This is a genomic window from Pseudomonas sp. TWI929 (genome assembly GCF_039673335.1).
In the GTDB taxonomy this organism is placed as follows: Bacteria; Pseudomonadota; Gammaproteobacteria; order Pseudomonadales; family Pseudomonadaceae; genus Aquipseudomonas.
Genome location: NZ_JBDJLK010000012.1, coordinates 47,265 through 62,844, shown reverse-complemented (window position 1 = coordinate 62,844; position 15,580 = coordinate 47,265). Strand labels below are relative to the sequence as shown.

General features: G+C 61.5%; 13 protein-coding genes and 1 pseudogene. 13 read left to right on the top strand and 1 reads right to left on the bottom strand.

Annotated features, from left to right (window positions below; translation table 11 throughout):
* Positions 1–3 precede the first annotated feature (3 nt).
* On the bottom strand, positions 4–1,530 hold the full coding sequence (locus ABE456_RS08055; protein ID WP_346643449.1) for an O-antigen ligase family protein: 1,527 nt from the start codon (positions 1,528–1,530) through the stop codon (positions 4–6).
* 95 nt (positions 1,531–1,625) lie between these two features.
* Here ABE456_RS08055 and ABE456_RS08050 point away from each other — a divergent pair, with 95 nt between their 5' ends.
* The 13 genes and pseudogenes from ABE456_RS08050 (at position 1,626) to ABE456_RS07990 (ending at position 15,511) form a co-directional block, all read left to right on the top strand.
* A complete protein-coding gene (locus ABE456_RS08050) occupies positions 1,626–3,002 on the top strand; it encodes an oligosaccharide flippase family protein (protein ID WP_346643448.1) in 1,377 nt (458 codons plus the stop codon).
* Positions 3,003–3,238: 236 nt separating this feature from the next.
* Complete coding sequence (locus ABE456_RS08045; protein ID WP_346643447.1) at positions 3,239–4,705, top strand: GMC family oxidoreductase; 1,467 nt, start codon at positions 3,239–3,241, stop codon at positions 4,703–4,705.
* A 107-nt stretch (positions 4,706–4,812) separates the two neighbouring features.
* The gene (locus ABE456_RS08040) at positions 4,813–5,769 is read left to right on the top strand and encodes a glycosyltransferase family 2 protein (RefSeq protein WP_346643446.1); all 957 of its coding nucleotides are present in this window, start codon (positions 4,813–4,815) and stop codon (positions 5,767–5,769) included.
* An 8-nt stretch (positions 5,770–5,777) separates the two neighbouring features.
* Positions 5,778–6,302 (top strand): serine acetyltransferase, encoded by a 525-nt coding sequence (locus tag ABE456_RS08035; RefSeq protein ID WP_346643445.1) that lies wholly within the window; start codon positions 5,778–5,780, stop codon positions 6,300–6,302.
* Between the two features lie 5 nt (positions 6,303–6,307).
* Positions 6,308–7,285 carry a glycosyltransferase gene (locus tag ABE456_RS08030; RefSeq protein ID WP_346643444.1) on the top strand — a complete coding sequence of 326 codons (978 nt, stop codon included), beginning with the start codon at positions 6,308–6,310 and terminating at the stop codon, positions 7,283–7,285.
* Positions 7,286–7,296: 11 nt separating this feature from the next.
* Positions 7,297–7,440 (top strand): annotated as a pseudogene (locus ABE456_RS08025) (DUF535 domain-containing protein); the annotation flags it as partial.
* A gap of 49 nt (positions 7,441–7,489) precedes the next feature.
* Positions 7,490–8,692, top strand: coding sequence for a glycosyltransferase (locus tag ABE456_RS08020; RefSeq protein ID WP_346643443.1), 1,203 nt, complete (start codon positions 7,490–7,492; stop codon positions 8,690–8,692).
* Entirely contained in the window at positions 8,689–9,876 is a 1,188-nt protein-coding gene (locus ABE456_RS08015) for a glycosyltransferase family 2 protein (RefSeq protein ID WP_346643442.1), read from the top strand. The genes ABE456_RS08020 and ABE456_RS08015 overlap by 4 nt, the downstream gene beginning before the upstream one ends.
* Positions 9,876–10,634 (top strand): WecB/TagA/CpsF family glycosyltransferase, encoded by a 759-nt coding sequence (locus ABE456_RS08010; RefSeq protein WP_346643441.1) that lies wholly within the window; start codon positions 9,876–9,878, stop codon positions 10,632–10,634. Before ABE456_RS08015 ends, ABE456_RS08010 begins: the two co-directional genes overlap by 1 nt.
* A 178-nt stretch (positions 10,635–10,812) precedes the next feature.
* Positions 10,813–12,234, top strand: coding sequence for an undecaprenyl-phosphate glucose phosphotransferase (locus ABE456_RS08005; protein WP_346643440.1), 1,422 nt, complete (start codon positions 10,813–10,815; stop codon positions 12,232–12,234).
* Positions 12,235–12,337: 103 nt separating this feature from the next.
* The gene (locus ABE456_RS08000) at positions 12,338–13,414 is read left to right on the top strand and encodes a metal-dependent hydrolase (protein ID WP_346643439.1); all 1,077 of its coding nucleotides are present in this window, start codon (positions 12,338–12,340) and stop codon (positions 13,412–13,414) included.
* A 104-nt stretch (positions 13,415–13,518) separates the two neighbouring features.
* Entirely contained in the window at positions 13,519–14,430 is a 912-nt protein-coding gene (locus tag ABE456_RS07995) for a LysR family transcriptional regulator (RefSeq protein ID WP_346643438.1), read from the top strand.
* Between the two features lie 100 nt (positions 14,431–14,530).
* The gene (locus ABE456_RS07990; protein WP_346643437.1) at positions 14,531–15,511 is read left to right on the top strand and encodes an LLM class flavin-dependent oxidoreductase; all 981 of its coding nucleotides are present in this window, start codon (positions 14,531–14,533) and stop codon (positions 15,509–15,511) included.
* Positions 15,512–15,580: the final 69 nt, after the last annotated feature.

Here is a 15,580-nt window from a genome sequence, read left to right as displayed (position 1 = left end):
GCATTACCTGGGTTGAAGGCCGGGGTCGGCCAGTGCGATGGCCTGGCTGTTGTGGAGCCTGCGTACCATCTGGATGTAGGCCACGCCCAACCCGGCAATAGACCAGTACACCACCGGGATGAAGGTAATGCTGCTGACGGTGAAGATGATCACCAGAATACCGATCAGCGTCGCCAGCAACACCCGGCCAAGCTGGCGTCGCTCGTCGTCCATTTCGGCAAAGCTGAGCATGGCCTTGCGGATTCCCAGCAGCACCATGGCGAAAAACGCCACGAACAGGCCAAGCCCGACCAGCCCGACCCGCAGCGCCAGGTTGATATAGGTGTTGACGATGTCGATGATGCCTTCACCCTGGATCATCGATTGCATTTCCGGGGTATTGCGGAAGTCGAACGAGCCGAACAGTGGGTTGCGCTGGATGACGGCCCACGAATTGTCCATCAGCCGCTCGCGGTAAGTGATGTTCTCTTTTTCGAGGTTGCCAATGTACGGCAACAGGTCCAGCACTTTTTCGCCGCCGGGCACCACGGTCAGCAAGGGCAGAGCCAGCATGCCGGCAGCAGCAAGCAGCGCCAGGCGTTTGACGGCTTTTTTGCCCAAGGCAATGTACACCACAATGATGACCATGGCGCCGATCCACGGGCCACGTGACAACGGTGCGAACAACCCGGCGGCCAGCAGCAGGGCACCCATCACCCGGTGCAGAGGGCGGCGTACATAGCCCTGGACGAACAGGAACAGGCCGATGGCCACGCTCATCACATAGCCCAGGGCAATCGCCTGCCCGGTGGTGACGCTGGCACGCAACGAGCCGCCGCGGCTCAGGTAGCCGGACATGCTCCACGGTACACCCATGGTGTCGATCAGGGCGCTGTACAGTAGCCAATGGCGCACGTACTCGGCCACACCGATCAATGCCAGCACGAAGGACGTGAGTACAAACGCCAACAGGGTGTCCTTGAAATCGCTGATCTGGCGCAGCCCACGGCTGGCGACGTAATACGGCAGGAATACGTCGACGTACAGGTACAGCGTCTGGCGCAGGGTGTCGGTCAGGGTGGTTTCTCGCAGGTACAGCACGCTCATCAGCAGCAGGCTGGCCGCCAGCAGCTTGTCGGGCCAGGTGCGGCCAAAGCTCAGGGTGTCGCTTTGCCGGCGCAGTTGCAGTGCCGCCGGCAGCAGCACGCACAGGGTCAGCAGGCGGATGTGGTTGAGGTCGACCAGATAATTGACCACGCCAAACCCGGGCACTTGCACCGAGGCGGGCGGTATCAGGAACAGCAGCATGTAGAACAACGCCATGGGGTTGTGTTCACGGCGCCCGGCGATGTACAGGATGACTGCGCCCGCACCCAGGTACAGCCAGAAACTGTGCGAGAAAAACGCCAGCAGGGTAAGCAGGAACCACAAGTTGCGCCGGCGTTTGAAATCGCTCGGCGGAATCAGGTCGGTGGCGGGCCGTCGCGCCAGTACAAAGACCACGCTCGCCAAAAACACAATGACGATCAACGCACGAAAATGTTCAGGCATCGGCTATGTACACCTTTCCCTCGGTGGGCAACGGCTAGCAGCATGGCTAAATGAAACTATAGTGACTTTTAGCCAATCAGTCAGAGATTGAAGTCATGCCGTCGATTGATGTGTCAGCTGCTGCGAGCCTGCACAAGCGGGCCCTGCGGGCCGGGTCATGGAACCTGCTATCGCAGGTGGCCTCACAACTGATGCGCCTTGGCGGCAACCTGATCATGGCTCGTCTGCTGCTGCCAGAAATGTTCGGGGTGATGCTCATTACCACCACCGTTTCGGTACTCCTGCATTTGCTGTGTGATGTCGGCCTGCGCCAGAACATCATTCAGAGCCATCGGGGAGACGACCCGGACTTCCTCAATACCGCGTGGACCGTGCAGGTCATCCGCGGCTTCCTGCTGTTTGCCCTGACCCTGTTGCTGGCGCTGGGCGCCTGGTTTGCCCAATTGGCTGAACTGTGGCCGGCGCACACCACTTATGCTGCTCCGGTATTGCCGATGGTGCTGGCAGTGACCGGGCTTTCGGCGGTCATCTGGGGGTTCCAGTCCACCAAGATAGATGTGGCTGTGCGAACTTTCCAACAGGCGCGCGTGGTTCTGCTGGACCTTGTGTCACAAGTGGCCGGTTTGCTGGTGATGCTGGTAGTGGGTTGGCTGACCCAATCGATCTGGGCGCTGGTGTGCGCCGGGCTGGTTTCGGCGATGGCCTGGACCGTACTGAGCCATACCGCCCTGGAGGGGCCCAATAACCACCTGCGCTGGGACCGCACGGCGCTGACCGAACTGATTGTGTTTGGCCGTTGGATCCTCTTGTCGTCCATGGTCGGTGTGCTGGCCATGTACGGCGACCGTATCCTGTTTGGCGCCAGTATGTCGGCGCCACAGCTGGGTGTGTATTCGATTGCCGTACTGATCCTGGGCGCCGTGCAGACTGCACTGTTGAGAGTGGTCGGGGCCGTGGCGCTGCCCGCCTTCAGCGAAGCGGCCCGGGCCGGTGACAAAGAGCGCCTCAAGGCGCTGTATTACCGCTTCCGCCTGCTGTTCGACCTGGGCGTGCTGTTCATTGCTGGTGGCTTCCTGACCGCCAGCCCGCTACTGATCAGCTGGATGTACGACGACCGCTACCTGGAAGCCGGCCCCATGCTGGCGATTCTTTCACTGTCATTACTCACATTGCGCTATACATTGGCACATCAGGTGTGGCTTGCCCTGGGCCTGACCAAGTACCAGGCCATGGACAACATCATCCGCCTGGTCTCGCTGTGGGGGCTGCTGCCGCTGTTGCTGGCGATTGGCGGTGTAGACTTGGCAATCTGGGGGGTTGCCCTGCATACCTTGCCGACACTGGTGCTGATCGTGTACGTGAATGGCAAGCTGGATATCTTCAGCCTCAAACGTGAGCTGGTGGTGCTGCCGATGCTAGCGGTCGGGGCACTTTGCGGGGCACTGCTGACTGCCGTCTCTAACGGGTTGTAATGCGGCTGGCAGGGTAAAACTTTCAAGCGTACAGGTCACGGGATCATGGGGAAGCTCACATTTTGTTCCGCTCAGTTGGGCCGTAGAGGCTTTCTCCAGAGTTGTGTCTTGCTCGGCGTGGGTGGCGCGGTATTCGGTGCTACGGCGGCCGTCGCCAGCAAACCTGCCGAAAAGCCCGGTTTCGTGGTGATCAACGGCTGGGTGTTGCCGTCCCGTTACTTCCGGAACGAGCCAGCATGATCTACGACTACCAGCAGCAGAAGACGCTGCGCGACAACTATGATTTCTGCATCATTGGTGCTGGCCCGGCAGGCATTACGCTGGGCTTGCGCCTGGCCAGCGCTGGCTGGAGTGTCTTGCTGGCCGAAGGTGGCGGGCGAGAGTATTCAGCGCCCTCGCAAGCCTTGTATGCCTGCGCCTCCACCGGCCTGGAACTGTATGCCGAAGAAACACGCCTGCGTTACCTGGGCGGCACATCCAACCACTGGGCCGGCCGCTGCCGCCCGTTTACCCCGTCCGATTTCACCATCGCGCCCCCTGGCGGCCTGCCGGGCTGGCCCATTCCCTATTCAGAGATCGAGGGTTACCTGCCAGCGGCCATGGACATCGTCGACCTGCCACCGGGTTCGGATTTTCATGCGATGAATACCGGCCTCAATGGCGGCGATTTCGAGCCAGACCGCTTTCTGCTCAGCACACCGACACGCTTTGCGCAAAAGTACGCCACGGCACTGGAGCAGACCAAAGGGCTGGACGTGTTCATCAACTGCAACTGCGTGGACCTGGAGTTCGACAAGGCCACTGGTCACCTGGCCGCAGTGGTTCTGTCCGACTACCAACGCAATCGCCAACGCCTGGTGGCCAGGCACTTCATCCTGGCCACGGGTGCCATCGAGAACGCCCGGCAACTGCTCAACAGCCAGTCGCTGCGGGCAGCGGGTGTGGTGAGCAAGGACGGGCTGGTCGGCGGGTGTTTCATGGAGCACCTGAATATCGACCTGGGCACGTTCATCCTGAAGTCAGGGCAGGACCCGGAGCCGCGCCAGTACTACACCACCGATGCCTTCGTTGCCGAGTACAACGCGGGCAAGGGCAATGTCACGGCCGCCTTGCTGTCGGATGTTCAAACCTACGGGCGCACCGCCGAGGTCAAGTATTTTCTCGAGAACCTGGCCTGTGACATGGGGGTTGCCAGCAAGATCTCCTTTGTCGCCAAGTTCAGTTGCCCCGGTGACGGCGTGATCAGCACGATGATCGAGCAGTTTCCCAACTTGCACAGCCGTATTTCACTGCTGGACGAGCAGGACGCACTGGGCGTGGCCAAGGTCAATGTCAACTGGGCATTGAACGCCGATGACCGGCACACCATCAAGTGCATTGGCAGCGAGCTGGCCAAGCAGTTTGCCGACATGGACCTGGGCTTCGTCAAGCTCAACGAGTTCGTCTACGACACCTCGAAACCCTTGAAGATGGCGCCTCATGCCCACCATATGGGCACCACGCGCATGGCAGCTTCGCCACAATTCGGCGTTGTCGATGCCAACTGCAAGGTGTTCGGTACCGAAAACCTGTATGTCGCCGGCAGCAGTATCTTCGCCAAGGGCGGCGCCTCCAACCCGACCATGCCGCTATTGCAGTTTGCCGTGCGGCTGGCCGACCACCTCGATGCCAAGATGAGAGCGGCCAACGGCGCCGCTGCGTGATGTGTGTTGTACACGGGTTGAGTGCGCTGCGGTCAGCACCCACAAGAACGAGACCGAATGCGCCTCAAGGACAGTTCAGATTGCTTTGATCCTGGGGGACAACAACAATGGATAACAAACCGGTTGATGTCATGGTGGTCAACTTCAACACCGCGTCATTGCTGCAGCCCATGTTCGATGCGCTGCGCCTGGCAGACAGCGAAAGGCTGGCCAGTTACCTGGTAGTGGACAACGCGTCGGTCGATGATTCGGTTCAGCGCATGTCCGAGGTGTGCCCTGAAGCACTGCTGCTGAGCAACAAGAAAAACATCGGCTTTGGCCGCGCCAACAACCAGTTGCTGGCGCACCTTAAAGGCAAGTACGCCCTGTTGCTCAATACCGATGCCTTTGTGGCCGCCGACTCCCTGCAGAAAACCATCGACTATATGGACGCGCACCCGGACTGCGGTGTATTGGGTGTGCGCCTGGAAGGCCGTGATGGCGACCTGCAGCCCAGCTGCCGCTACTTCCCCACACCGCTGAACCTGTTTGTCGGGCGTACCGGGTTGGAGCGTTTATTCCCGGGCCTGAAGATGGTCGACGAAATGAGCTGGGACCATGCCTCGGTGCGCGAGTGCGACTGGCTGCCCGGCTGCTTCTACCTGGTACGCCGTGAGGTGCTCGACCAGGTGGGCCTGTTCGACCCCCGTTACTTCCTTTACTACGAGGAGGTCGACCACTGTAAACGGGTGAAGGATGCAGGCTGGAAAGTGGTGTTCTACCCGCACACCACGGTGGTGCACATTGGTGGCGAAAGCTCCAAGTCGGTGACCGAACTGGAGGCGGCCAGCCGGCAGATTTCGTCCTATCAGATCGAAAGCGAACTGCTGTATTTCCGCAAGCATCACGGGGTAGCGGGGCTCGCCCTGCACATGCTGCTGGTGACCCTGAGCGACATGGTGCTGGCACTCAAGGCGCTGTTGAAACGACGCGGCTGGGGCGCGATACAGGCCTGCTGGCGTCATTGCCGGGCGACCTGGTCACTGCTGTTCAAGACCCGGTACGCCAGCCAACCGACAAGGTAGGTGGAGCCATGTTCGAGAATATTCGTGCCGACCTGCGCGCCCACGGCGGGGACTGGGGCGCCCAGGGCTTCTGGGTATTGCTGGTGTATCGCTTTGGCCGTTGGCGCTATGGCGTGCGCCCGGCACTGCTGCGCAAGCTGTGCTCGCTTATCTACAAGGTCCTCTACAAGTTCGTGCAGATCATCACTGGCGTGGAGCTGCCGTGCGAGGCAGTGATCGGCCGCAACTTCGTTATCGACCATTTTGGCGGCATCGTCGTCAGTGGTTATGCCCGGTTCGGTGACGACTGCCGTATTCGAAATGGCGTGGTGGTGGGCCTGAAAAATGTAAGCGAGGTGGTTGCCCCGGTTTTCGGCAACAACGTGGATATCGGCACCGGGGCCAAAATACTGGGCAGCATCCGTATTGGTAACAACGTGATCATCGGCGCCAATGCCGTGGTGCTGGTGGATGTGCCAGACAACTGCCTGGCAGTCGGTGTGCCAGCCACCATCAAGGCCAGGCAACCTGCCGCAACGGCACCTGTCGAGTGAAGCCCATGGCAATAGCGATTGGAGTAGTGGTCATTGGCCGCAATGAAGGCCAGCGCCTGGAGCGCTGCCTGCGTTCGCTGGCACAAGGTGCGGACAAGGTGATGTATGTCGACTCGGGCTCCACCGACGGTTCGCTGCAGTTGGCCCGCAGCCTGGGGGTGGAGGTACTGGCGTTGGACATGCGTATCCCGTTCACCGCTGCGCGCGCCCGCAACGAAGGCTTCGCCGCCTTGCAGCGGCTGCTGCCGTCGATGCAACTGGTGCAGTTCGTCGATGGCGATTGCGAGGTGGATGCCCGTTGGCTGGGTACCGCACAGGCGTTTCTCGACCAGCACCCGCAGGTAGCGGTGGTGTGTGGGCGCCGGCGTGAGCGCTTCCCCCAGCGGTCGGTATATAACCTGCTGTGCGACCTGGAATGGGACACACCGATTGGCGAGGCCAAGGCATGTGGGGGCGATGCGCTGATGAGGGTAGAGGCCTTCGCTGCCGCAGGCGGTTTCCGCCCCGACCTGATCGCCGGCGAGGAGCCTGAGCTGTGCGTGCGCTTGCGCGCCAAGGGCTGGAAGGTTTGGCGCTTGGCCGCCGAAATGACCTTGCACGACGCCGCCATGACCCATTTCAGCCAATGGTGGCGGCGCAGCCTGCGTGCCGGCCACGCCTATGCCGAGGGGGCTTACCTGCATGGCCAGCCACCTGAGCGGCACTGGCTGCGTGAGTCGCGGCGGGCCTGGTTATGGGGCCTGGGCATACCTGTGGTAACCCTGTTGGCCTGCCTGCTGCTGGGCGGTTGGGGCCTGCTGTTGCTGTTGGTGTACCCGCTGCAGGCCGTGCGCCTGGCTCGCCGGGGTGGCAAATCGGCGCGCGAGAACTGGCTGCAGGCGCTGTTCCTGGTGCTGGGCAAGTTCCCGGAAATGCTCGGCCAGCTGAAGTTCTTGCGCCACCGCTTTGCGGCCGGCAAATCGGCCTTGATCGAGTACAAATAAGAGAGGCCCGGTTGCTTGACGATGTTTTCAGCCATTTGCAGGCAGCATTGCCAAGCAGCGATCACATCCTTGGACTACAAGGAAAACAGGGGGATGCATTTATGTTGAGTGCATCGGCAGTAGGCAGACCGCCCGTAGTCGACAGCCTGAAGTGAAGGTGGACAGGGGAGGTTGGTCATCACGCGGGTGGGGATCTGGATTCGTATGCGCATTGCTTACTTCATCAATCAGTACCCGAAGGTCAGCCACAGTTTCATCCGCCGCGAAATCCTGGCGCTGGAGCGCCAGGGTGTAGAGGTGCAGCGTATTGCCCTGCGCGGCTGGGACGCCGAGCTGCAGGACGCTGAAGACACAACGGAGCGCGGCAAGACCCGCTACGTGCTGCAAGATGGCGTCAAAGGGTTGCTGAAGCCGACGTGGCAGGTGCTGCGCGCACAGCCGGGGCGTTTCTTCCAGGCCCTGCGGCTGGCCATGCGCCTTGGCCTGCGGGCGGATCGCGCCTTACCCTATCACTTGGTCTACCTGGCCGAGGCCTGCCAAGTGCTGCTGTGGCTGCAGGCAGGCGGGGCGACACACGTGCATGCACATTTCGGCACCAACTCCACCGAAGTGGTAATGCTGGCCAACGTGCTGGGCGGGCCGGCGTACAGCTTTACCGTGCACGGGCCAGAAGAGTTCGACAAGCCGCAATTCCTGCACATGGGCGAGAAGGTGCGGCGTGCTGCCTTTGTCGCTGCGGTGAGCTCCTACGGGCGCAGCCAGCTGTTCCGCTGGGTGGCGCACGAGCACTGGGCCAAGGTGAAGGTGGTGCATTGCGGCCTGGAGCGAGGCTTTCATCAGGTGGCACCGGTCAACGTTCCGTCGGCGCCACGGCTGGTGTGCGTCGGGCGCCTGTGCGAACAAAAAGGCCAGTTGCTGTTGGTCGAGGCGGCACGCAGGCTGGCTGCCCAGTCGGTTGCCTTTGAGCTGGTACTGGCGGGCGACGGTGAGATGCGCGAGCAGATCGACGCCTTGATTGCCCGGCACGGCTTGCAGCAGCAGGTGCGCATCACCGGTTGGATCAGCAGCGCACAGGTGCGTGAGGAAATCCTCGCCGCCCGCGCACTGGTCCTGCCCAGCTTCGCCGAGGGCCTGCCGGTGGTGATCATGGAGGCCATGGCCTTGCGCCGGCCAGTGCTCACCACCTATGTGGCCGGTATCCCCGAACTGGTGCGGCCTGGCGAGAACGGCTGGTTGTTCCCCGCCGGTGCCGTGGAAGCACTGGCGGCGGCCATGGCCGACTGCCTGGCACAACCTGCCGAAGTGCTGCAGCGCATGGGGGAGGCTGCCTATCAGCGCGTGTTGCAACGGCACGATATAGACACCGAGGCGGCCAGGCTGGCCGGCTACTTCAAGGCATCCGCATGATGAGTGTACTGGGTTGGTTACTGGGCCTGCTGGCGGTTATCGCCTTGCTGCCTGCAGTTGTGTTTTTCGTGCAGGTGCTGCTGGCTTGCCTGCCGGCGCGCTCGCGGCCCATGGGCAACAGCGTGCGCCCACGGGTGGCGGTGTTGGTACCTGCGCATGATGAAGCTTCGATCATTCGGGCAACGCTGGCGACGATCGGGCCGCAGCTGCTGGAGGGCGACCGCTTGCTGGTCGTGGCGGACAACTGCACCGACGACACTGCGCGGCTGGCTCGCGAGGCCGGTGCCGAAGTGGTGGAACGCCACGATGCGCTGCTGCGCGGCAAGGGCTATGCGCTGGACTTCGGCGTGCGGTACCTGGCCCAGCAGCCGCCCGAAGTGGTGATTGTGGTGGATGCTGATTGCCAGGTGAGCGAAGGGGCGATCGAGCGCCTGGCGCGTCGCTACCGAGAAGTCGAACGCCCGGTCCAAGCGCTTTACCTGATGCGCGCACCCGCAGGTGCCGGGTTGAAAGTGCAGGTAGCCGAATTTGCCTGGCGTGTGAAAAACCTGGTGCGCCCACGTGGTTGGGCGCGGCTGGGCTTGCCTTGCCAGCTGATGGGCACAGGCATGGCGTTTGGCTGGCACGACTTGGCCTTGATCGAACTGGCCAATGGTCACCTGGTTGAAGACGTCAAGCTCGGCCTGGACCTTTGCCAGCAGGGCAAACCGCCGGTGTTCTGCCCAGAGGCCTTGGTCACCAGCCAGTTTCCTGCCAGCCAGCATGGCCTGAACAGCCAGCGTACGCGTTGGGAGCATGGCCACCTTGGCTTGATGCTGGCCGATGCGCCAAAGCGGGTACAGGCTGCGCTTGCCCAGGGCAATGGCAGCCTGCTTGCGATGACCTTGGACCTGATGGTGCCACCCCTGGCGCTGTTGGTGCTGACGTTGATAGGGCTGAACCTGGTGACGTGGTTAGCCTACCTGCTGTTCGGCCTTGTGGCTCCGGCGTGCATCGCCATCACCGCGTTGGGCATGCTGGGCCTTGCCGTTTTGCTCGCGTGGGCCCGGTTCTGTCGTGAGCTGATCCCGTTTTCGGTACTGCTGTATGCGCCTTTCTACGCGGCAAGGAAAATCCCCTTGTATCTCGGTTTCCTGATCAGGCGCCAGGTCGAATGGGTACGTTCAAAAAGGGATGATGACTGATGGGCGAGAGGGTTTGGCATACACGCTGGAAGGCCATCATCGACAAGCTCGAGGTGGTCCCTGATGACGCTGCGGCGCAGCGCCTGCTGAAACAGCTGGCCGGGACGGAAACCGTAACGGTGTTGGGTTTTGTCAATGCCCATGCCATGAACCTGGTGGTGGGAGACGCTGCTTACTGCGACGCGCTGTCGGCCGCGGACGTGCTGCTGCGCGACGGTTCCGGCATGTCGCTGCTTTATCGCCGCGTGGGGCTTGAAGCTGGTTTGAACATGAACGGCACCGACTTCATTCCCAGGCTGATGGCTGCTTACCGGGGGCGCAGGGTTGCGTTCTGGGGCACGCAGCACCCTTATCTGAGGCAGGCCGTGCAGCGCAGTGAAAGCCTGTTCGGGGTGGTGCCGGTTTCGGTTCACGATGGCTTTGCCAGTATCGATAGCTACCTGGCGCTGGCCACAGAGCAGCAACCGGAGCTGATCGTGCTGGGCATGGGTATGCCCAAGCAGGAAGCCGTGGCGGCCAGGCTGGCAGCCACGGGCAGGCCCTGCCTGATTGTGTGCGGCGGGGCGATTCTGGACTTTCTCGGTGGCAAGGTCAGCCGGGCGCCGCGCTGGCTGCGGCACTTGGGGTGTGAGTGGGCCTACCGGCTGCTGTGCGAGCCAAAACGTTTGTTCATGCGTTATGTGGTGGGTAATCCGCTGTTTCTGCTGCGCACCTTGTTTTTTGGCAAAGCGGCGGTTTCGGCCAGGCGCACCGTGTGAATCGGCCAAAAAACCCGGTGGCGACCTTTCGCGGCACACCTGCGGCAGGTGGCTGCTACAGTGATATCAATGGCTTGGGGGCTGCACGATCCTGCTTCATTGGCTTTGCATTAGCTGTTTTCAAGACTTGATGTTTGATGGAAAGGCACTTGCTACGCTCAAAATGATGAGGCCTGAAATGGTTTTCGAACCCAGAAGCAGTCGTTCCTTACTCCAAAGAAGAAGCAGCGTAAGTAACGCCATCCAGGCAGGGCTCGACGGCGTTGCTGTAACCGGAATTGCCTGGTACCTGATCTACGATCAATTTGGTTACATTACGTCTGATTACGTGATCATGCTGCTGTTGCTGATTGGCGCGCTGGCAGTCATTTACGACCATTATGCGATCTACCGTACCAACGTCGGGCTTTCCATCAAGGCATTCCGGCTATTCAAGGCGTGGTCGGCAACTTTTTGTTTCCTGGTGGTCATGGCGTTTTTGACCAAACAAAGTGAAACCTATTCTCGGCTGCTGGTCGTGCAGTTGTTCATCATTGGCTACATTGCCCAGCTGTTTCTGCACTTTGCTGTACGCGAATTGCAAAAGCGGTTTACCGCGCATGCGCGGCTGGATAATGCACTGATTATTGGCGCCGGTGACCTGGCTAACTTCTTGTATCAAAAAATCAGCAACAACCCGTGGTTCGGCGAGCGGGTGCTGGGCTGTGTGCTGATCGACCAGGCTGATGTGCCGGAGCGCGAAAATGCCGAGGGCAAGCAGCGCCTACCGGTGCTCGGGCATATTACCGACCTTGATGAGATCGTCGCCCAGCACGGTATTCGAACCGTTTACCTGGTGACACCGCTTGGCGGCTCCGCAGTCATCAATGATGTGTACTTCAAGTTGCTCGACAAATGTATTGCCGTGAACTGGGTGCCCGATATTTTCTCATTACGCCTGATCAACCACAGCGTACGGGAAATTGCCGGTATTCCGGTGCTGACCTTGTCTGAAACCCCGTTGACAGGCATGAGCCTGTTCTTGAAAAACCTCGAAGACCGGGTGTTGGCGGCGCTGATTCTGTTATTTGCATCGCCCGTGCTGCTGGCGGTTGCCCTGGCAATCAAGCTCGATAGCCGTGGGCCGGTATTCTTCCGTCAGGAGCGTGCAGGCTGGACCGGGGAGTCGTTCCGCATCTGGAAGTTCAGGAGCATGCATGTTCACCAGCCGCAAGACGGCGTGGTCAAACAGGCGCAAAAGAATGACCCGCGGCTGACCCGGGTGGGCGCTTTTATCCGCCGCACCAGCCTGGATGAACTGCCGCAGTTGTTTAACGTGCTGACCGGGGAAATGTCGCTGGTTGGCCCTCGGCCGCATGCCTTGCAACATGACACGGTGTACTCACAGGACATCGTCGACTACTTTGCCCGCCACAACATCAAACCGGGCATGACCGGTTTGGCACAAGTGCGCGGGTTCAGGGGTGAGACCAAGGATATCGAGCAGATGATCCAGCGGGTAGACTCGGACATCGAGTACATCAACAACTGGTCACTGTGGCTGGACTTCGTGATTCTGCTGCGCACCCTCAATGCGTTCACTGGCAAGCAGGCTTATTGAGGCAGTAGGCCCAGCGATGTGAGGCACTACTGGCCAGCAGCACATTTGCGTTGCTGGCCAGGATCACTGTAGCTTCCGGAAACCCCTTTCAGGAAAGCTTCCCTTGGACTCGATCACCCAAGCCGTTCTTGGCGCCGCCCTGCAAGGTACCGTGCTCGGCCGCATCCAGGGCCGCCGCTCGCTGCTTTATGGCGCTGCACTGGGCACGCTGCCTGACCTGGATGTAATCATCCGCTATGCCGACCCGGTTTCGCAGATGACCTATCACCGCGGTTTCTCCCACTCGCTGTTCGTGCTCACCGGGCTGGCCTTGCTGCTGGCCTGGCTGGTCAACAAATGCTGGCCCGGCAAAGGTTACACCTTGCCCAGGTTGTTCCTGGCGTTCTGGTTGGCGCTGGCCACGCACCCGCTGCTCGATGCTTTCACGGTCTACGGCACGCAGCTGTTCTGGCCTTTGCACACCACCCCGGAAAGCTGGGCGGCGGTGTTCATCATCGACCCGGTCTACACCCTGCCGCTGTTGGCCGCGGTGGCCTACTCGGCCATCAAAGGGCTGACTGGCAAGGCTGTACGGTTACTTACCTTGTCGCTGCTGTTCAGTACGGCTTACCTGGGCTTTGGCCTGGCTGGGCGCATGGCGGCCGAGCAGCGCTTCCAGGCGGCCCTGGACCAGCAAGGTATCGTCGCCAGTGATGTACGCGCAGTGCCAATCGCTTTCAACAGCCTGGTCTGGCGAGTGCTGGCCAAGACACCGGATGGCAATTACTACGAGGGCATCAGCAGCTGGTTCGACCGGCAAGCACCAGAAATGCAGCGTTTGCCACGTAATCTGGAGTTGGCCAAAGCGTTGGCGGGTGACCCTTTGCACCAGCGCCTGCGTTGGTTCACCAATGACTGGCTGCGCTACGACGAGGTAGGCAATGCGCTGGTGGTCAGCGACCTGCGCATGGGGATCCCGGGGAGTTACACCTTCCGCTTCAGCATGGCGCACCGCGACAACCAAGGGCACTGGGTTGTCGATGTGCCTTCGATGTGGAAAGGGGCCGGGCCAGGGTCGATGTTCAATGGCGATGACCTGGTGCTGATCTGGCGACGCATCGTCGAACAACAACCGCCTTTGCCGCTGGCCGCCTGGACCGAGCGGTACCTGGGGCCCGGCGCTGTCGAAGGCAGGCGCTGAGGGGCCATTCGGTTGTCATGCCGTGCAGGCTCGATGCACCTGCTTGTAATCTGCAGAACTACACCCATTTAAAGCGGTCTCCCTCGATTTTCAGGATCCCAGCCATGGAACCCAACCGCTTCGGCGACATCGCCGCCTTCGTCAGTGCTGCGAAGGCCGGCAGTTTCACGGCCGCTGCCGCCAGCCTGGGCCTGACACGTTCGGCGGTGGGCAAGAGCATCGCCCGCCTGGAAGCACGCATGGCCGTGCGCCTGTTAAACCGCACCACGCGCAAGCTGAGCCTGACCGACGAGGGCCTGGTAGCCTACGAGCGCTGGCGGCAGATTCTGGATGACCTGGACGAAGTGGAAAGCACCATGGCCCAGCGCCGTGGCAAGCCCACCGGCACCCTGCGCCTGACCGCACCGTTGTCGCTTGGCCAGCGCCACGTGCTGCCGATCCTGGACCAGTACCTCAAGCAATGGCCCGAACTGCGCGCTGACATTCGCTTCACCGACCGTTTCGTCGACCTGGTCGAGGAGGGCGTGGACGTCGCCGTGCGTATCGGCGCCCCCAAGGAAGATTCGCAATTGTTGACTCGCACGGTGGCCTGGCAGCAGTTCGTCACCTGTGCGTCGCCCGCGTACCTTGAGGCGCGTGGTGTACCCCAGGTGCCTGCCGACCTCTACGGGCACGACAAGATCGCCTTCCTCGCCGGCGAGAAGGCAATGCCCTGGCGCTTTCATACCGAGGCTGGGCTGCATTTGTGCGAAGACCCCGGGCGGCTGAACATCGACAGTTCCGAGGCCATGCTCGATGGCGCCCGGGCAGGCTTTGGGCTGATTCACCTGCCTACCTACATCACCGGTGACGACCTGCGCGCCGGCACCCTGGTGGAAGTGCTGCAAGCCTACCGGCCACCGGCAGACCCGATCCGCATCGTGTACCCAAGCAAGCGTCACCTGTCACCACGGGTACGTGGCTTTATCGACCTGTTGGTGGCCAGTTGGGAACCGGGCGTGCCCTGGGAATACTGATTGGGGACTGCCAGGCCCCTATGTCGGGCCTGAAGCTGGGTTTATCACTGGCTTTGCAGCAGGGAAACTGGCAGCCACTGATAATCCCTCTGGAGACCCCATGACTGCTCTGTCCGTACTGGATCTGGTGATGATCGGCGAAGGCAAGACCTTTGCTGACGCGATCGAAGAATCCCGCCAATTGGCACGCCATGTCGAGCAACAGCAATACAGCCGCTACTGGATCGCCGAGCACCACGACATGCCGGGCATCGGCTCGGCTGCCACGTCGCTGGTGATCAACGAAATTGCCAACGCCACAACGCATATCCGCGTTGGTGCCGGCGGCATCATGCTGCCCAACCATACGCCACTGGTGGTGGCCGAACAGTTCGGCACGCTCGACACCCTGCACCCGGGCCGCATCGACCTGGGCCTGGGGCGCGCGCCGGGCACCTCCGGGCCGACCGTGCGTGCCTTGCGCGGCGCTGCGCCGGAGCGCGACTTCAGCCAGGACATCGCCGAGCTGCGCGACTACCTGGCCGACAACGGTAACCGCCGGGTGCGCGGCGTACCGGGCACGCACAATGTGCCGGTATGGATCCTTGGCTCCAGCCTGTTCGGCGCCGACCTGGCGGCGAAGCTGGGTTTGCCCTATGCCTTTGCCTCGCACTTTGCCCCGCGCTACCTGTTGCAGGCCATCGCCCATTATCGGGCCAACTTCCAGCCTTCGGCGCAGTTGGCCAAACCCTATGTGATGGTGGGCATGAACCTGTTCGCGGCTAGCAGCGATGCCGAGGCGGATTACCTGGCCAGTTCCCATCGCAAGTGGATGCTGGACTTGCACGTCGGGCGCTTCGGTTTGTTACCCAAACCGCAGGAGGGCTATGTCGAGAGCCTGCCTGAGCATGAGCGGGCGGTGCTGGAACAGGTGATGGCCTGCACCGTGGCCGGTGGGCCGAAGCGGGTACGGGAAGGTTTGCGTACGCTGATCGAGCAGACCGGGGCAGATGAGCTGATGATCGATTGCCGCATTCATGACCCACTGGCGCGGCAGCGGTCGCATGCCTACGCGGCGCAGGCTCTGGCTGAACTGAGTTAACCCTCGCCGGCCTCTTCGCGGGTAAACCCGCTCCCACATGATGTCCCTGTGGGAGCGGGCGTGCCCGCG